The organism is Streptomyces mirabilis (genome assembly GCF_039503195.1).
Lineage (GTDB): Bacteria > Actinomycetota > Actinomycetes > Streptomycetales > Streptomycetaceae > Streptomyces > Streptomyces mirabilis_D.
The window spans coordinates 4,766,846-4,784,003 of record NZ_JBCJKP010000001.1 but is presented as its reverse complement, the minus strand read 5'-3'; the positions used below and the strand labels follow the sequence as shown (position 1 = coordinate 4,784,003).

Annotated in this window: 14 protein-coding genes; 7 read left to right on the top strand and 7 right to left on the bottom strand. The window is 70.9% G+C overall.

Going from position 1 to position 17,158, the window contains the following annotated elements; translation table 11 throughout:
* Nucleotides 1–2 precede the first annotated feature (2 nt).
* Nucleotides 3–785, top strand: a complete 783-nt coding sequence (locus AAFF41_RS22080) for a TetR/AcrR family transcriptional regulator (RefSeq protein ID WP_343324499.1) — start codon at nt 3–5, stop codon at nt 783–785.
* A gap of 82 nt (nt 786–867) precedes the next feature.
* On the top strand, nt 868–1,278 hold the full coding sequence (locus tag AAFF41_RS22075) for a hypothetical protein (protein ID WP_319748830.1): 411 nt from the start codon (nt 868–870) through the stop codon (nt 1,276–1,278).
* 164 nt (nt 1,279–1,442) lie between these two features.
* Here the strand turns inward: AAFF41_RS22075 and AAFF41_RS22070 are convergent, their stop codons facing one another.
* Nucleotides 1,443–2,978 (bottom strand): CehA/McbA family metallohydrolase, encoded by a 1,536-nt coding sequence (locus tag AAFF41_RS22070; protein ID WP_343324498.1) that lies wholly within the window; start codon nt 2,976–2,978, stop codon nt 1,443–1,445.
* Nucleotides 2,979–3,216: 238 nt separating this feature from the next.
* On the opposite strand from AAFF41_RS22070, the gene AAFF41_RS22065 reads away from it, so the two are divergent.
* The 3 genes from AAFF41_RS22065 (at nt 3,217) to AAFF41_RS22055 (ending at nt 8,887) form a co-directional block, all read left to right on the top strand.
* The gene (locus AAFF41_RS22065; RefSeq protein WP_319748832.1) at nt 3,217–5,802 is read left to right on the top strand and encodes a bifunctional FO biosynthesis protein CofGH; all 2,586 of its coding nucleotides are present in this window, start codon (nt 3,217–3,219) and stop codon (nt 5,800–5,802) included.
* A 93-nt stretch (nt 5,803–5,895) separates the two neighbouring features.
* A complete protein-coding gene (locus AAFF41_RS22060; RefSeq protein WP_319748833.1) occupies nt 5,896–6,471 on the top strand; it encodes a hypothetical protein in 576 nt (191 codons plus the stop codon).
* Between the two features lie 28 nt (nt 6,472–6,499).
* Nucleotides 6,500–8,887 carry a tetratricopeptide repeat protein gene (locus AAFF41_RS22055; RefSeq protein ID WP_343324497.1) on the top strand — a complete coding sequence of 796 codons (2,388 nt, stop codon included), beginning with the start codon at nt 6,500–6,502 and terminating at the stop codon, nt 8,885–8,887.
* Here the strand turns inward: AAFF41_RS22055 and AAFF41_RS22050 are convergent.
* Nucleotides 8,868–9,023, bottom strand: a complete 156-nt coding sequence (locus AAFF41_RS22050; protein WP_319748835.1) for a DUF397 domain-containing protein — start codon at nt 9,021–9,023, stop codon at nt 8,868–8,870. The two genes, AAFF41_RS22055 and AAFF41_RS22050, sit on opposite strands and share 20 nt — an antisense overlap.
* A 267-nt stretch (nt 9,024–9,290) precedes the next feature.
* Here AAFF41_RS22050 and AAFF41_RS22045 point away from each other — a divergent pair, with 267 nt between their 5' ends.
* Entirely contained in the window at nt 9,291–10,406 is a 1,116-nt protein-coding gene (locus AAFF41_RS22045) for an ADP-ribosylglycohydrolase family protein (RefSeq protein ID WP_319748836.1), read from the top strand.
* Nucleotides 10,407–10,534: 128 nt separating this feature from the next.
* On the opposite strand, the gene AAFF41_RS22040 is transcribed toward AAFF41_RS22045, so the two are convergent.
* Entirely contained in the window at nt 10,535–12,115 is a 1,581-nt protein-coding gene (locus AAFF41_RS22040; protein ID WP_054234379.1) for a sodium:solute symporter family protein, read from the bottom strand.
* A gap of 412 nt (nt 12,116–12,527) precedes the next feature.
* Entirely contained in the window at nt 12,528–13,313 is a 786-nt protein-coding gene (locus AAFF41_RS22035) for an SDR family oxidoreductase (RefSeq protein ID WP_319748837.1), read from the bottom strand.
* Nucleotides 13,314–13,550: 237 nt separating this feature from the next.
* Here AAFF41_RS22035 and AAFF41_RS22030 point away from each other — a divergent pair, with 237 nt between their 5' ends.
* A complete protein-coding gene (locus AAFF41_RS22030) occupies nt 13,551–14,390 on the top strand; it encodes a hypothetical protein (protein WP_319748838.1) in 840 nt (279 codons plus the stop codon).
* Nucleotides 14,391–14,583: 193 nt separating this feature from the next.
* Here the strand turns inward: AAFF41_RS22030 and AAFF41_RS22025 are convergent, their stop codons facing one another.
* From AAFF41_RS22025 to AAFF41_RS22015, 3 genes are all read right to left on the bottom strand, one after another.
* The gene (locus AAFF41_RS22025) at nt 14,584–14,793 is read right to left on the bottom strand and encodes a DUF397 domain-containing protein (protein ID WP_319748839.1); all 210 of its coding nucleotides are present in this window, start codon (nt 14,791–14,793) and stop codon (nt 14,584–14,586) included.
* A 248-nt stretch (nt 14,794–15,041) separates the two neighbouring features.
* Nucleotides 15,042–15,899 (bottom strand): helix-turn-helix domain-containing protein, encoded by an 858-nt coding sequence (locus AAFF41_RS22020; RefSeq protein ID WP_054234375.1) that lies wholly within the window; start codon nt 15,897–15,899, stop codon nt 15,042–15,044.
* Between the two features lie 416 nt (nt 15,900–16,315).
* A complete protein-coding gene (locus AAFF41_RS22015; RefSeq protein ID WP_054234374.1) occupies nt 16,316–17,071 on the bottom strand; it encodes a GOLPH3/VPS74 family protein in 756 nt (251 codons plus the stop codon).
* Nucleotides 17,072–17,158: the final 87 nt, after the last annotated feature.

Sequence of the window (17,158 nt, the reverse complement as noted above, 5' to 3'; positions counted from 1 at the left end):
CCGTGAGCACGTCCGTGAGCAGTACGAAAGCGCGCATCCTCGAAGTGGCGGCCGAGCTGGTGGCGAACTCCCCCGACGGGGACGTCTCCACCCGGGCGGTCTGCGAGGCGGCGGGGGTCGGCGCCCCGGCCCTCTACCGCCACTTCGGTGACAAGGAGGGCCTGCTGTCGGCGGTGGTCGACCACGGATACGAGAAGTACCTGACGACCAAGCGCAGCCGCAGGCCCGGCACGGACCCCATCCAGGACCTGCGCGACGGCTGGGACACCCACACCGACTTCGCCCTGCGCAACCCGAACCTCTACCGCCTGATGAACTCCCCGGCGATGCGTACGCCGCCGGCCGCCGCCCTGGAGTCCCACCGCATTCTCACCGCGGACCTCCGGCGCGCGGCCGAACAGGGCAAGCTGCGCCTGGCCCCCGAACTCGCCGCCCAGATGATCATGTCCGCCAACGTCGGCGTCTCCCTGATGCTGGTATCCCGTCCGGCGACCTTCACGGACGAGACGCTCTCCCGCCGGACACGGGACGCGGTGCACGCGGTCGTCTTCACCCCGGAGGCGATGGGGCCGGAGACCACGTCCGCCGGTGACGAGGAAACGGGAGCGGAAGACGAGGAAGCGGGAGCGGAAGACGAGGAAGCGGGAGCGGCAGAAGTGCTCCCCGCCACCGCCACCCACCTCGCCGCCCTCCTCCGCCGGACCCCGAGGCCGGACTTCACCCCGGGCGAGTCCGCCCTCCTGGGCGAATGGCTGGACCGGCTGTCCAACACGACGCCGGAGTAGCCGTACTCAGCTCACGGCCTCACGGTGACCTGAGTACGACATCGGATGCCGACCGGTCGACACCCTCCGTGACGTCGGCCACATGGCGAACACCGACACCACCGGCTCCCGGCGCACTCCCCTCGACCGGGCCGGCCTGACCGCCCTCGCGATGCTGGTACTCGTCACCGGAGGCCTGGTCGCCCCCCTCGGCCCGCTCCTCGCCATCGCCTGCGACATGCCGAGGAGAACATGCGCGAGGTCCTCGACATCACGCTCACCGTCGCCACGAACCGGCAGAGCCGGTCCAAACGCCGACCTGGTCATCATGGCCCGTGACCACCAGGACCACGGCGACTTGCCCACCACGGTGACGGCCGAGGCGATCGCTTCCGCGGTGCTCTCCGTCCTCCCGGGCTACATCCTCCCACCGGCCTTGCTCGACCCGGCTGTTGTGGCCGAGGTGCCAGACGCGGTGCGGGCGTTGTGGCCGGAGCCGGCCGGTGGGCGCTGAGCGGTCTCGCCGCTTCTCGATCAGCGGCACCGGCCGGCCGACGGCCCCATCGGGACGTCATGGATCCCCGCCAGAGACCTGTGCCGCGCAGCGGCACGGCGACGGACGGGAACGCCGGAGGCCTCGGGCTTCAGTGGCCCGAGGAGCACGTCACACCGGCCGACTCATGTCCCGAGGAAGATCGGGTTGGTGAACGCCGCCAACGCCCCCGGTACCGGTCCCGCCGCCGTCTCGTGGCGCAACTCCGCGCGTACGTAGGTCGCGTACTGCGCCGTCGTGCTCCACTCCACCGTTCCGGAACCCGAGACCGGCAAGGGGGCGCTCGTGAAGAGGACCCCCTGGTCGGTGACGAAGCGGACCGTGCAGCGGGGGGCGCCGGTGGCCTCCAGACGGACGGTGACCGGGGTGTCGGGGGCGACCCGCAGGCGTTCGCCGATGCCCGCGTGCTCGCCCTTCGCGCCGGCTGCCGAAAACGTCAGGGACACGAGCTTCGACTCCGCCACGTAGGAGCGGCCCGCGCGCAGACCCTCCTGGATGGCCTCGCGGGTCAGGTCGTCGGCGAGGACCACCGTCTGCGGGGTGCCGACCGGGTCGGGGTCGCGGTGGGCGTCGCTGTTGCCCATCGCCGGGAGCCAGGAGCGGTCGGCGGTGCCCGAACGGACGGCCGCCACCAGCGTGTTGTCCCAGTCCGCGAGGGTCACCTCGTCGTCGGGGGTGTACGGGCCGTTCCACACCTCCACCGCGTCCGCCTCCCCGAAGCCGAACTTCCAGCCGCAGCCGACGCAGGTGGCGTGCGGGTGGGCGGGGACCACGAGGCCGCCCGCGCGGCGGATCTGGCGGGCGAAACGGCCGAAACGGTTGTCGCGGGCCCGGTAGCGCCAGTCGACGAACGTGCCGGGGTCCGTGCCGAGGGCCACCACGTGACCGTTGCGGGTCGTGACCTCCTCGCCCAGCATGATCAGCAGGTCGTCCCCCGCCTGATCCGCCCAGTGGGGGTGCGAGCTGTGCGTGTTGTGGTCCGAGGTGTTGATGAAGTCCAGGCCCGCGGCCCGCGCCAGCGCGGCGATCTCCGCGGGGGTGCGGCGGCCGTCCGAGTACCAGGAGTGCAGGTGGCAGTCGCCGCGGTACCAGGCGCGGCCCCGGCCCTTCGCGCGGGACGGCGGATACGTCGGGGCCGGGGTGGCGGCCTGCTCCCCGTACGTCAGCGTGATCGTGACCTCGTACGGCAGGCCCTGCGGCGCCACCGTGTAGGGGCCGAGCGCGATGTGCCAGGTGCCGGAGTGGATCCGGCCGGGGATGTAGCCAGGCGTCGCGTCGTCCGCGCGGACGAAGAACTCGGTGCGCGCGCCGCCCGACCAGCCGCGGAAGCCCTCGCCGCCCAGTGCCGTGCCGCGCTCGTCGAAGAGGCCGATGTCCAGCGCGTTGCCCGCGGTGCCGGCCGGGACCGACGGCTTCTCGTAGGTGTACGCGACGTGGATCTCCCGCACCCCGCGCGGGATCTCCAGCGGGAGGTAGACGAAGTCCGGCGAACCGGTGGGCAGGGTGCCGGACACCGTACGGGTCTCGGTACGGTCGGCCGCGTCGGAGCCGCTCGCGAAGGTCACGCTTCCCAACGTAAGGGCGGCTGCCGCCCCCGTCACGAACAGCGCGCGTCTGCCGATGCCGTCGAAGCTTTCGATGCCGTGCTCGTCCTCGCACATGCTGCTGCCCCCAGGGCGTCGTGAGTGACATGGGTGGTGCACGTTGGCACGTACCACCCTGGTAGTCGGCTGTGAACTGCGGGGCAAGGGAAGGAAATCGCCAGCTTTCGGGGAGGCGGCGCACCTGCCGGGGCCCGACCCGCGCGCGGCGCCAGTGGCACCCTGTAACGATCTGTGGCCCCGGAGGAATACGGCCACGCCCTGTAACGCCTGATCACCGCGATCGTATGCTCGAAGGATGACGACCACCGCGACCTCCGGAACCGGCCCGACCGAGAACTCCATGCGTCGCGCCCTCAAACGCGCCCGTGACGGCGTCGCCCTCGACGTGACCGAGGCCGCGGTGCTGCTCCAGGCGCGCGGCGAGGCCCTCGAGGACCTCGCCGCGTCCGCGGCCCGGGTGCGGGACGCGGGCCTGGAGGCGGCCGGACGGCCCGGCGTCATCACGTACTCCAAGAGTGTCTTCATCCCGTTGACCCGGCTGTGCCGGGACAAGTGCCACTACTGCACCTTCGTCACCGTTCCGGGCAAGCTGCGCCGCGCCGGGCACGGGATGTTCATGTCGCCGGACGAGGTCCTCGACGTCGCCCGGCGCGGCGCGGAACTCGGCTGCAAGGAAGCCCTCATCACGCTCGGCGACAAGCCCGAGGACCGCTGGCCCGAGGCCCGGGAGTGGCTGGACGCGCACGGGTACGACGACACGATCGCGTACGTCCGTGCCATCTCCATCCGGATCCTGGAGGAGACGGGACTGCTGCCTCACCTCAACCCGGGGGTGATGTCCTGGACCGACTTCCAGCGGCTCAAGCCCGTCGCGCCGAGCATGGGCATGATGCTGGAGACGACGGCGACGCGGTTGTGGAGCGAGCCCGGCGGTCCGCACCACGGCTCTCCGGACAAGGAGCCCGCCGTACGGCTGCGGGTCCTGGAGGACGCGGGACGGTCGTCCGTTCCCTTCACCAGCGGGCTGCTGATCGGGATCGGGGAGACGTACGAGGAGCGCGCCGAGTCGTTGTTCGCGCTGCGACGCGTGTCCCGGGCGTACCACGGCATCCAGGAACTGATCATCCAGAACTTCCGCGCCAAGCCGGACACGGCGATGCGCGGGATGCCGGACGCCGAACTGGACGAACTGGTCGCCACGGTGGCCGTCGCCCGGCACATCATGGGACCGGCCGCCTGCCTCCAGGCCCCGCCGAACCTCGTCGACTCCGAGTACGGGCGGCTGATCGGCGCGGGCATCGACGACTGGGGCGGGGTCTCGCCGCTCACCATCGACCACGTCAACCCCGAGCGGCCCTGGCCGCAGATCGAGCAGCTGGCCGAGCGGTCGCGCGCCGTCGGCTTCGAACTGCGCGAGCGGCTGTGTGTGTACCCCGAGTTCGTGCAGCGCGGGGAGCCCTGGCTCGACCCGCGGCTGCTGCCGCACGTACGGGCGCTGGCCGACCCGGAGACGGGGCTCGCCCGTGAGGACGCCGTCGTCGAGGGGCACCCCTGGCAGGAGCCGGAGGAGGCCTTCACGGCTTCGGGGCGCACCGATCTGCACCGCACCATCGACACGGAGGGGCGCACCGGCGACCGCCGGGACGACTTCGACCTCGTGTACGGCGACTGGGAGGCGCTGCGGGAGGCGGCGGCGCCCGGGATGGTGCCCTCCCGCATCGACACCGACGTACGGGCGGCCCTCGCGACCGCCGCCGACGACCCGACGAAGCTCACCGACGACGAGGCGCTCGCGCTGCTGCACGCGGACGGTCCGGCGCTCGACGCCCTCTGCCGGATCGCGGACGACGTGCGCAGGTCCGCCGTCGGTGACGACGTCACGTACATCGTCACCCGGAACATCAACTTCACCAACGTCTGCTACACCGGCTGCCGTTTCTGCGCCTTCGCCCAGCGCCGCACGGACGCCGACGCGTACACGCTGTCGCTGGACCAGGTGGCCGACCGCGCCCAGCAGGCCTGGGAGCTCGGGGCCGTCGAGGTCTGCATGCAGGGCGGCATCCACCCGGACCTCCCGGGTACCGCCTACTTCGACATCGCGAAGGCGGTGAAGGAGCGCGTCCCCGGCATGCACGTGCACGCCTTCTCCCCGATGGAGGTCGTCAACGGCGCGACGCGCACGGGGATGTCCATCCGCGAGTGGCTGACCGCCGCGAAGGAGGCCGGCCTCGACACCATCCCCGGCACGGCGGCGGAGATCCTCGACGACGAGGTCCGCTGGGTCCTGACGAAGGGCAAGCTGCCCACGGCGACCTGGATCGACGTCGTCACGACCGCGCACGAGCTCGGCATCCGCTCCTCGTCCACGATGATGTACGGGCATGTGGACCAGCCCCGCCACTGGCTCGGCCACTTCCGCACGCTCTCCCGCATCCAGCAGCGGACCGGCGGCTTCACCGAGTTCGTGACGCTCCCGTTCATCCACACCAACGCGCCGGTGTACCTGGCGGGCATCTCCCGTCCGGGCCCGACCACCCGCGACAACCGCGCGGTGGTGGCCATGGCCCGCCTCCTGCTCCACCCGCACATCCCCCACATCCAGACCAGCTGGGTGAAGCTGGGCACCGAGGGCGCGGCGGAGATGCTCCGCTCCGGCGCCAACGACCTCGGCGGCACGCTGATGGAGGAGACCATCTCCCGGATGGCGGGCTCCTCGTACGGCTCGTACAAGTCGGTCAAGGACCTCATCGCCGTCGCGGAGGCGGCCGGGCGTCCGGCGAGGCCGCGGACGACTCTGTACGGGGAGGTCCCCGAGGAGCGGCAGCGGGCGGCGGAGGTCTCGGACGGACACCTGCCGGAGCTGCTGCCGGTCCTGGAGTGACGGCCGAAGCGTGCGGTGGCCCCGGGCGCGTCGGAGTACGATGATCCGACCCTCGGTGGAGGGCCCAGAAGCCCGGTGAATCCGAGGAGTTGCGTGTCCGTGCCTGCCCGACGGCTTCCCTCCTGGATCTGGGTCACCGGACTGACCACGGTGGCGATCATGGGCGTCACCGCCCTCGCCGCGCAGGCCGACCAAGGGGCGCACCCGACCGCCGCCCACGCCGCCGGGGCGAAGCCGTCCGCGTCGGCGAGCCCGCACCCCTCCGCCTCGCCCAAGAAGTCCGAGCCGGTCGCCGTGCCCGACGGCTCGGGCACGGGACGGCGGATCGTCTACTCGCTCGCCCAGCGGCGCGTGTGGCTCGTCGACACCGGCGAGGCCGTCCGCCGCACCTTCGCGGTGTGGCCGGGCACGGTGAGCCCGGCGCCGGGCCGGTACGCGGTGTCGACCACCGTCCCCTCCACCACTGGAACGGACGGCACGAAGGTCGAGAACATCGTCTACTTCACCGTCGCGTCCGGCGTGAACATCGCGTTCTCCAACGCGCAGGACGGCTCCTCGCCGCAGCCCGCGACGGGAGTGAAGACCGGCGGGATCCGCATGCACAGCGCGGACGGGGACGCGGTCTGGGCATTCGGCACCAAGGGTACGAAGGTCACCGTGACGAAGTAGCGGCCGGGGCGATGGAGGGGGCGGACGGATGGGGCGTGCGCGGCCGTCGATGCAGGAGCTGATCGCTCGGCGCAGACGGGCGGGATTCGTGGGGCGGAGTCACGAACGGGTCGTCTTCCGTCGGAATCTGGAGCTGCCGCCCGAGGACGAACACCACCGCTTCCTCTTCCATGTGCACGGCAACGCGGGCGTCGGAAAGACCTTCCTGGTGAGGGAGTTCGAGCAGATCGCCCGGGAGCGCGGAGCCTTGACGGCGTACGTCGACGAGAGCGTCGACAGCGTGCCCGAGGCCATGGGTACGATCAGTCGCCAACTCGGCCTGCAAGGCCGGAGGCTGAAGGAACTGGATCGGCTGCTCGCCGTTCACCGGGAGCGGCGGCGCGAGGCCGAGGCGATCGCCGTGGTCGACGCCGAACCCGGTGATCCCTCGGCGGCCGGTCTGGTGGTGGCACGCGCCGGACTGGTCGGACTAGGCATGCTGCCGGGCGTGGGCGCCTTCGCGGGCGCCCTGGACGCGGGCCAACTGGCCCAGGGCGCTGACAGGTTCCGGGCGAGCCTCAGTGCCCGCTTCCGCAGCCAGGAGGACGTGCAGCTGGTCCTGACACCCGAACGGGTGCTGACGCCGGTGCTGCTGGGCGAGTTGTCGGAGGCGGCGTCCACGGCGCCCTGGATCGTCCTGTTCTTCGACACCTACGAACGCACCGGGCCGTTCCTCGATGGCTGGCTGCACGAGGTGATCACCACCGACCGTTACGGCACTCTGTCCGCCGACGTCGTCATCGTCACCTCCGGCCAACGGCCCTTCGACACCGCTCGCTGGGGCGGCTTCGCGGACTTCATGACGGACGTGCCGCTCGGGCCGTTCACGGAGGCGGAGGCGCGGGGTCTGCTCGCCGGCAAGGGGGTGGTGGCCGAGCCGGTTGTCGACGAGGTGCTGCGCCTCACGGGCGGCCTGCCGGTGCTGGTGTCGACCCTCGCGGAGACCCGGCCCGCCGATCCGGACGGCGTGGGAGACCCGAGCACGACGGCGGTGGAGCGGTTCCTGAAGTGGGAGCCGGACCCGGTGCGGCGCGCGGTCGCTCTGGCGTGTGCGCTGCCGCGGCGCCTGGACGCGGACGTGTTCCGGGCGGTGGTGGACGGTACGGACACCGAACTCGACGCCCTTTACGGCTGGTTGCGGGAACGACCGTTCGTCGACGAACGCGGTGACCGGATGCAGTACCACGACGTCGTACGGGCTCCGATGCTGCGCCTCCAGCGCAGGGGCTCGCCCAGGCGGTGGGCCGAACGGCACGAGCGGCTCGCGGCGGCCTTCGCCGGGTGGCGGGAGGAGACCGAGGCCAGGCTGGAGGACGGCTATGAGTGGGCCGACGAGGAGTGGCGGGAGCTGCGGCTCGCGGAGTCGTACCACCTGCTGTGCGCCGCACCCCGCTCCGCGCTTCCCGCCGTCCTCACCGACGTCGTGGATGCCTGTGGTCAGGCGGACGACCTGGTGAGGCGCTGGACGCGGCTGCTGGCCGACGCGGGACAGGACGCGGACGCCCAGGCCGTACGGGACTGCGGAAGCGACCTGACGCGGGCCCTCGACGAGGGAGGCAAGCCCGAGGTACTCCGGTTCCTGCTGAGGCGGGCACGGGGCGACGAGCCCTGGCGGGCGCGGGCCCGGGCGGAGCTGGCCGACTCTCTCGCGCGGGACGGTGCCTACGAGCGCGCACTGGAGGAGTACGGCCGTGCCCTCGCCCTGGACCCGTACCTGGTGCGGGCCCACCGAGGGCGGGCCCTGACCCGTGGCGGCCTGGGCGACCATGAGGGCGCACTCGCCGATGTGGAGCGCGTGGTGGAGCTGGAGCCGGACAACCCCGACAACATCGTCCTGCGTGGCGAGCACCACCGCCTCCTGCGCCATGACGACGAGGCGGTCCGGGACCTGAGCGAAGGTATTCGACGCGACCCGGCCAACGCCTTCGCCTGGGCCTCCCGAGGCGCCACCCACGAGCGCGCCGGGGACCCCGCCGCGGCCCTCGCCGACTTGGGCCGCGCGCTCGACCTCAAGCCGGACTACGCCTGGGCACTGGGCCGCAGAGCCCGGGCCTGGCGTGGACTGGCCGAACACGAACGCCAGTTGGCCGACCTCGACCGGGCCCTCGGCCTCTGGCCCGACTGGGGCTGGGGCCACTGCGAACGTGGCGACGCCCTCCGAGTGGCCGGCCGCCACGAGGAGGCCCTCGCCGACTACGACAGGGCGCTCACCATCGATCCCGAGTACGCCTCGGCCCACGCCAGCCGGGGCGCGGCGCTGGCCGAACTGGGCCGCCGTGAGGAGGCCCTCGCCGCCCTGGACCGCGCGCTGGAGCTCCGCCCCTCCTACGAGTGGGCCGGCGCCCTGCGCGCCCGCCTCAGCGGCGGACCGAACTGACGAACTCCGTCCAGGAGGCGCCGGTGAAGGCCAGTTGGGCGCGCTGGGTGTCCTTGGAGTCGCGGCCGTGGACGGTGGCGGCGGGGGCTAGGGCGGTTTCGACGCAGCCGGGGCCGACGTTGCTGCCGTAGCTCACCGAACGAGATGTGAACCGCCTGGCGCGCTCCGTCGACGCCTGGCTGGAGCGAGGCGTGTCAAGTACGGCTGACCGTCGGCCTCCCCGGAGGACCGAGTGGATCCCGGCCCTCACCTAGGCCACATCGTCGAGGGAGCCTTCGCAACCTGACCGGGTGGGTTCACTTGACCCGCACTCCGTATTCCGATCGGGCCCCTGAACGGACCGTTCCCGGTCGATTACAGTGCTGAGCTGTCGGACGTACGGACGGTGCCTGGGGAGGTCTCGGTGGGTGCGACAGCCGGTGCCGTCTGGGGCCGTGCGGAGCAGCAGGACTTCCGTAGCCGGGTACGTGGGACCCTGCTGGGCGCGGCCGTCGGGGACGCCCTCGGGGCGCCGGTCGACGGGCTCACCCTGGAGCGGATCCGGGAGGCCCACGGCCCGGAGGGGCTGGTCGACCTCGCCTTCGGGTACGGCCGGCGTGGCTCCGTCACCCACCTCACCCAGCTGACCCTCTTCTCTTTCGACGGTCTGATACGCGCCCAGGTGCGCCGTGACACCGGCGCCTGGCATCCGCCCACCGACCTCCACCGGGCGTACCGCCGCTGGGCGGCCACCCAGAGCGACTGGGGCCCCGACGAGCGCCGCAAGGACGACGGCTGGCTGGCCCGCGAGGAGTGGCTGTACGCCCGCCGGGACCCGGCCCGCGCGTGCCTGATCGGCTTCGGCGACGACATCATGGGCACGCTGGACGCGCCCAAGAGCCCCGGCGAGCTCGGGCCCGAGGCCGCCGCCCGCTCGGCGCCCTTCGGGCTGCTCGTCGGCTGGGAGCCGCAGCTCGTGATGCAACTCGCCGTCGAGTGCGCCGCGCAGACGCACGGGCACCCCACGGCGTACCTCGCGGCGGGCGCGTACGCCGTCATCGTGCACGCGCTGGCCCGCGGCGAGAGCCTCGACGGGGCCGTGCAGCGGGCGCTCGCGATCCTCGCGGCGCGGCCGGGGCAGCAGCCCGTCGCGGACGCGCTCCAGCATGCGCTGGGGGCCGTGCGGCAGGGGATGCCGACGCCGGGGCGCGTCGAGGAACTCGCCGGGGACGGTACGGCGGAGGGGTTGCTCGCGGTCGCCGTGTACTGCGCGCTGGTGGGGGACGACATCCGGCACGGTCTGTGCCTCGCGGTGAACCAGGGTGGGCCCTCCGGTGTCGCCGGCGCGCTCACCGGGGGGCTGCTCGGCGCCCTGCACGGCGAGACGGCCCTCCCGCCTGCCTGGCTGGCCGAGCTGGAGGGCCGTCCCACGATGCTGGCCCTGGCGGACGACTTCGCCATGGAGATGACCCAGGGCCCGGCCCTGCACGGCCCGTCCGGCTCCGCACCGGGCTGGCTGGCCCGTTACCCGCGGGCATAGCCTTCCCCGCGCACCTGAGGGGCGCGGGGAACTGCGCGACCCGCCCCCACCGCCCCGCGGCCGAAGGACGGTCCCGCCCGAGGCCCCCGGCGGCCGGCAGCCGTACGACCGCCGGCCGCGGAGGGTTCTCAGACGCCGGACGGGCTGGCGGTGCCCGCCCCGTCCGCGGCCTCCGCCGGAGCCGGGACCGCCGCGGCAGCGGCCCCGTCCCCGTCGTCATCCGTGTTGATCTTCTCGATGATCGCGTCCCGCTCCGGCGTGTCCTCGGGCTTCAGGAAGCCGATGAGGATGTACAGGACGAGGGAGATGACCATCGGGACGGAGACCTGGTACTCCAGCTTCACATCGGTGCGCTGGGAGAAGTCCAGGTTGTAGTTGACGAAGAAGAACGCGAGCAGACCACAGGCCCAACTGGTGAGCGCCGCCGTCGGACCGGACTTACGGAACGGTCGCAGCAGACCCAGGATGAACGGGATCGCGATCGGCCCCATGAGCCCGGCCACCCACTTGATGACGACCGTGATGATGTCCTTGAAGGTGGGGGAGTTGACCTGCGTCGCCACCGCCATCGAGAACCCGAGGAAGGCGACGGTCGTGATCCGCCCCGCGATGAGGCCGGTCCGGGTGTCCCAGGCACGCGCGGCCTTGGAGAGCACCGGGACCACGTCCCGGGTGAAGACCGCGGCGATCGCGTTCGCGTCCGACGAGCACATGGCCATCGTGTGCGAGAAGAAGCCGACCACGACCAGACCCAGCAGCCCGTGGGGGAGGAGCTGTTCGGTCATCAGACCGTACGCGTCCGAGCCGTCCGGCTTCTTCGCCGTGACGAGGAGCGGCGACAGCCACATCGGGATGAACAGGATCACCGGCCACACGAACCAGAGCCCGGCGGACAGGAAGGCCGACTTCGTGGCCTGCTTGGCGCTGCCCGTCGCCATGTAGCGCTGGGCCTGGTTCCACATCCCGCCGTTGTACTCGAACAGCTTGATGAACAGGTACGCGATGAAGAACACCGTCAGATACGGGCCCGCGAATCCGTTCGCGTGACCGTGCAGCTTGGGCGAATCGAGGGCCTTGGACAGGCCACCCTGGTCGGAGATCTTGTTCAGCACGATGATCAGCATCGAGAGTCCCGCCAGCAACTGGATCACGAACTGACCCAGTTCCGTCAGCGCGTCCGCCCACAGACCGCCGATCGTGCAGTACACGGCCGTGATGCCACCGGTGATGAGGATGCCCTGGGTGAGCGTGACCCCGGTGAAGACGCTCAGCAGGGTCGCGATCGCCGCCCACTTCGCACCGACGTCCACGATCTTCAGCAGGATGCCCGACCAGGCGAGCGCCTGCTGCGTCGGCACGTTGTAGCGGTCCTTGAGGTATTCGAGCGGTGAGGCCACGTGCAGCCGGGAGCGCAGCCGGTTGAGCCGGGGCGCGAACAGTTTCGCGCCGAGCAGCACGCCGATGGCGATGGGCAGTGCCCAGGTGACGTACGAGGTGATGCCATAGGTGTACGCGATACCGGCGTACCCGGTGAACATCACCGCGCTGTAGCCCGACATGTGGTGCGAGATGCCGGACAGCCACCAGGGCATCTTGCCGCCCGCGGTGAAGAAGTCGCTGACGTCGTCCACACGTTTGTGGGACCAGACACCGATCGCGGTCATGACGCCGAAGTACGCGACCAGGACGGCCCAGTCGAAGCCGTTCATGTGCCCCCTCCAGGGGTCCGCCTTGTGAACCTGCAGATACCGGACGGCACTTCGCCAGTACGCATGGGGTCCCCCTGCTCGAGCGAAGCCGAGAGCTTGGGGGAGGGCGGCGCCCCCGTGCGGGAGCGGGGACTTTGGGGATTGAACCGCCGTTCGGGGGGGGCGGTCAAGACCTTTCCCGGTCACAGATGTGAACGCAGATCAGAAAGCAGAACGATTTTGCCTCCACTTTACCCGTACGGCTGTTGTCGTGCTCGTGACGTGGACCACACCATGAGCGGGCACTTCGTCAGACCACACAGGCAGGTTCACACCGACAAGTCGATCAGGCGTACGGGATGCGGGTCCCGCACGGCTGGGAGGGGACGGCCGACTGGAATCCACCATCGCTTCCGCTGGCGCATGAGTTCGCCTAGCGCATGAGTTCGCCGGCGTTCACGAGCAGCGACTGCCCCGTGATCGCCCGCGCCCGGTCGGACGCCAGGAACACCGCGGCGTCCGCCACGTCCCCGTCCGTGGCCAGTTCGGGCAGCGCCATCCGCTCGGTGAGCCGCCGCAGGACGTCCGCCTCCGGTACGCCCTCGGTGTGCGCCGTGAACTGGACGTACGCCTCGACGGGCGGTCCCCACATCCACCCCGGCAGCACGGTGTTCACACGGACGCGATGCGGGCCCAGCTCCCTCGCCAGCGAGTACATCGCGCTCGTCAGCGCGCCCTTGGACGCCGCGTACGCCGCCTGCCGCACCTGGCTCGGCGCGGCCACCGACGACTGCGTCCCGATGATGACGACCGAGCCGCCGCACACCTTCAGCGCGGGCAGGCAGGCCCGGGTCATCCGCAGGGTGCCCAGCAGATTCACGTCGATGACCGACTGCCAGGTGGCGAAATCCGCGTCCTCCAGGCCGCCGAAGTAGCTGTCCCAGGCAGCCACGTGCACCACCGCGTCGATCCGCCCGAACCGCTCCGTCGCGAGCTCCGCGAGCGCCTCGCACTGCTTCTCGTCCGTGATGTCCGTGGCCCGGTAGGCCGTGTGCGCGCCGTCCGGGTCGAGCTCGGCCGCGGACGAGGCGAGATTGGCCTCCGTACGCGCCCCCAGCACCGCGTTGCCCCCGTCCCGTACGACGGCCGCCGCGACCTGATGGCCGAGTCCGGCCCCGACCCCCGAGACGACGACCGTCTTCCCCGCGAGCAGTGACATCGGAAGCCTCCCCTTTTCTTGTGGCTCGGTTCGCCTCCGGGGCGCAGAAGCCGGTGTCGAGAGCGCGACCGTGCTCGACCCCTCCTTCGTCGGGGCCTCCGCGCGCTCGCGCTCTCGGCACCGGCGCGCCCCTTCGGCTCACTCGCCGTAGGTTGACGTGACTATGGCGCATTGTCTGACGGGGCGTCAGAGTATGGGCGTCCGGCGGAGGAAGGAAGAGCGAGGAAGGGGATCGTCATGTCGGAGGAGACCCGTAGCGAGGTGTACGCGGAACTGGCCGCCCTCGGCCCGTACGGCGTCCACCCGGGCCACGCCCTGATCACCATGGTCGAGCCGCACCCGGGCCACGAGTACGCGTACAACCGCTGGTACGAGGACGACCACTACTACGCCGGCGCGATGGCCATGCCCTGGATGTACGCGGGCCGCCGCTGGGTCGCCACCCGCGATCTCCAACTCCTGCGGTACCCGGAGAAGTCGGCGGTCGCCCAGCCGGTCACCGCCGGCTGCTACCTCTCGACGTACTGGGTCACCGAGGGCCGCTACGACGACCACATGAGGTGGACCGTCGGCATCAACAAACGGCTGAATCGCGACGGCCGCGTGTACCAGGACCGGACACATGTCTTCACGGCCTTCCAGGACCACGCGGCCACGGTGTACCGCGACGGCGCCGGCGGCCCCCGCGACTTCCACGCCCTGGACCACCCCTACGCGGGCCTCGTCCTCCAGGTCGTCGACGCCGACTCCGCCGACCGGCGCGCGGAACTCCTGGAGTGGCTGCGCGCCCGCCACCTCCCCCGGCGCCTGGCGGGCTCCCCGGCCGCGATGGTGACCGTCTTCCGCCCCACCCCACTCCCCGGCGACCGCATGACGTACGTGAAGCAGGTCGAGGGCGTCGACACCCGGCTGACCCTCCTGTGGTTCCTGGAGACGGACCCGAGGGAGTGCTGGGAGGACCACTTCTGCGGACTGGAGGAGGCGGTGGCGGAAGGCGGCTTGGGGAAGGTGGAGCTGGTGGCCCCCTTCATTCCGACGGTGCCCGGGACGGACAGGTACGTGGATCGCCTGAGGTGAACGGGCGGCGCCCTATGGCGAGTGAGCCGAAGGGGCGCGTCGACACCGGCTTCTGCGCCCCGGAGGTGAACCGAGCCACAAAAAAGGGGATAGCCCCCTCGGCCAGGACGGCGGGCCAGTCGAGAGGGCTATTTCGGTGGTGCGTATGCGGTTGGTCGGTGCAGTTGTGGTGGTGGATGCAAGTGTCGACGCATCAGGCGAGGTCGAAAGCCCCCCGGCTGACCTCGGCCACGAAGGCGTTCCACGAGTTCGCGGGGAACGCCAGCGTGGGGCCCGTGGGGACCTTGGAGTCCCGTACGGCCATCGCCGCGAGAACCGGGGACTTGACCTCGACACATGCGCCGTTGCCGGTGGAGTAGGAGGACTTGGTCCACGTGTCCGTGGCGCCTTGCTGGATTGCCATGTTCGCTCCGGATAGCCAGTTGTTGAGAGTTGCTGTCACCGCACGGCGGGTTCGCTACGGAACTCGCCGTGCGGTTTGCGCCAACGTTGTTGCTCGATGGCGTGATCGACGCTACTCGCCAACATCGCCGGGCGAAGTGGCCGTTCACTCGACCGGGTGGCATATACCAGTGGAGTCTTCCGCCCAGGAGCGGTGAGGGTGTACTGTGCGGCACTTTCCCGCCGGGGGCCCGTTCTCCGGGGTGCGCGTCAGCGCGCGTACTCCTTGGCGATGTCCGCGATGAACTGTCGCGACTGCTCCACGTTCAGGGCCTGTGCCCGCAGATGCTCGTACATCACGCTGTATTTCTGGACGTCGTTCGCCTTCTCCAGATACAGGTCGCTGGTGACGCCCTCGATGTAGACCACGCTGGAGTCGGCCGCGTCGGGGAACTCCAGGATCGCGTACTGCCCGTTGAGTCCCGGGTGCGCGCCCATGTCGAAGGGGATCACCTGCACGGTGACGTGCGGGAGCTGGGACTGTTCGACGAGGTGTTCCAGCTGGTCGCGCATGAGGGAGCGGTTGCCGACGACGCGGCGCAGCGCGGCCTCGTCGAGGACGGTCCACAGCCGGAGCGGGTTCTCCGGCGCGGAGATACGTTCCTGTCGGCGCAGCCGGACCTGGACGCGCTTGTCGATGTCGGCGGAAGCGGTCTCCGGCAGCGCGCCCGCGATCAGAGCCTCGGCGTACGGCCGGGTCTGCAGGAGACCGGGGACGACCTGGGGATCGTAGACGCGAAGTGACGCGGCGTCGGTTTCCAGCCCGATGTAGACGCTGTACGGGATGTCGCCGAAGGAGTGCCACCAGCCCTGCTGGCGCGAGTCCTTGGCCATCTGCATCAGCGAATCGACGATCCGGTGGTCCTCGACCTCGTAGACCCCGCACAGATCGCGGACGTCACGCTGGCTGATACTGCGCCGTCCGTTCTCCAGCCGACTGATCTTCGACTGCGAGACCAGCAGCCGCTCGGCGACCTCTTCGGCCGTCATGCCCTTGAGCTCGCGGAGCCGACGCAGCTCCTGGCCCAGCCGGCGCCGCCGGACGGTGGGATTGACACTTGACGCCACGGGACGTGCACCTCCGGCTGCGGGCCTCTACTTTGCGTATCTGCTGTTGAGCAGACTGCCACCAAGGTGCGTCCTACCGCTGCAAAACACCGGATATGCGCTGGGTACACGCCGGTTCGGAGATCTGGCGTGGATATTACGCGGATCGCGTACGTGTACGTCGCCTTCACTCGTACCGTCCGCATATGCGCGGCACCCGTGAAATGCGGCCGCGCGGGGCGGTGGGGCCGTGTCGTCGTCCGGACGTACGGCCCCACCGCCCCGCGCGAGCCAGCGGCTCCCGAACCGGGTCTTGGGGACTGCGGTGCGGCGCTGAGGTCGTGCAGGCGGTGCGTGGCGGTGCTCTTTGTGGTGCGTGGCGGTGCTGTTGTGCGTGGTGGTGCGTACGGTGCCTGGTGGCGCCGTGGGACTGCGGCTCAGTGGACCACGGCGCGCGCCATGGAACCGTGGCGCGGTTGCATCGGAACACCGCGGGCGGGTTCCGGTGCGGACCTGACTCCGGCGGTGGCCGGGCGGCCTGCCGGTGCCGGGTTGCGGCGTGGCTGTGCACCCACACCGTTCTGAACGTCCATGACCGCGTGGGCCACGAGGCCGCCCATGGGGTCATGCCTGATCAGGTCCCGTAGCCGGGAGCGGGACGAGCGTCCCTCGTTGCCCGGATACAGGTGCTTGCCGAGACCGACCGCATGGGCCAGCGCGGCGAGCGCCGCGGTCCGCGGGTCCGGCGGTACGCCGGTGCGGATCGCGCTGTCCAGCCGGGACTTGATCTCCCGGCTGATCTCCGTGTCCGTCGCTTGGTAGCGAGTCGTCGGAAGCACCCCGCACATCTGGCCGGCCACGGCATGGACCATGCCGCACCTCTCCAGATGCGAGAGATAGGTCTGGCGCAGCCCCAGTCGGGGTCCGCCAATCCAGTTGACCGCGCGTACGGGTGCTCCGCGTCGGCGAAGCAGTTCCAACGCACAGTCCAGTGTTGGATCTCCAGTCGGCCGTGGCTGCACCACGGCGATACGATCCCCGTCTGGGGCTATCCGTCCGGCCAGCGCCAGCTCTACTAGCTGTGCTCCGGCCAGACCGAGGTCGAGCGACTGCGGCTGTGCAGTGGTACCCGTGGTCGGGTCCAACGCCAGCAGCAGAAGCTCTTCCGGAAGAGTTCTGCGGCTCCTGCCCATCCATGCCTCCCCGCGTGGATGAATGACAGGGTGACCCCTCTCACATTGGTCTGTCGAGAGTGCCTGACCGGTTCGTGATGGAACCAG

Bases quoted from the DNA above. Each gene is read 5' to 3' on its own strand.
- AAFF41_RS22075 (WP_319748830.1), top strand. From the start codon at position 868: ATGGCGAACACCGACACCACCGGCTCCCGGCGCACTCCCCTCGACCGG.
- AAFF41_RS22040 (WP_054234379.1), bottom strand. From the start codon at position 12,115: ATGAACGGCTTCGACTGGGCCGTCCTGGTCGCGTACTTCGGCGTCATG.
- AAFF41_RS22065 (WP_319748832.1), top strand. From the start codon at position 3,217: ATGACGACCACCGCGACCTCCGGAACCGGCCCGACCGAGAACTCCATG.
- AAFF41_RS22025 (WP_319748839.1), bottom strand. From the start codon at position 14,793: ATGGCAATCCAGCAAGGCGCCACGGACACGTGGACCAAGTCCTCCTAC.
- AAFF41_RS22015 (WP_054234374.1), bottom strand. From the start codon at position 17,071: ATGGGCAGGAGCCGCAGAACTCTTCCGGAAGAGCTTCTGCTGCTGGCG.
- AAFF41_RS22070 (WP_343324498.1), bottom strand. From the start codon at position 2,978: ATGTGCGAGGACGAGCACGGCATCGAAAGCTTCGACGGCATCGGCAGA.
- AAFF41_RS22035 (WP_319748837.1), bottom strand. From the start codon at position 13,313: ATGTCACTGCTCGCGGGGAAGACGGTCGTCGTCTCGGGGGTCGGGGCC.
- AAFF41_RS22055 (WP_343324497.1), top strand. From the start codon at position 6,500: ATGGGGCGTGCGCGGCCGTCGATGCAGGAGCTGATCGCTCGGCGCAGA.
- AAFF41_RS22030 (WP_319748838.1), top strand. From the start codon at position 13,551: ATGTCGGAGGAGACCCGTAGCGAGGTGTACGCGGAACTGGCCGCCCTC.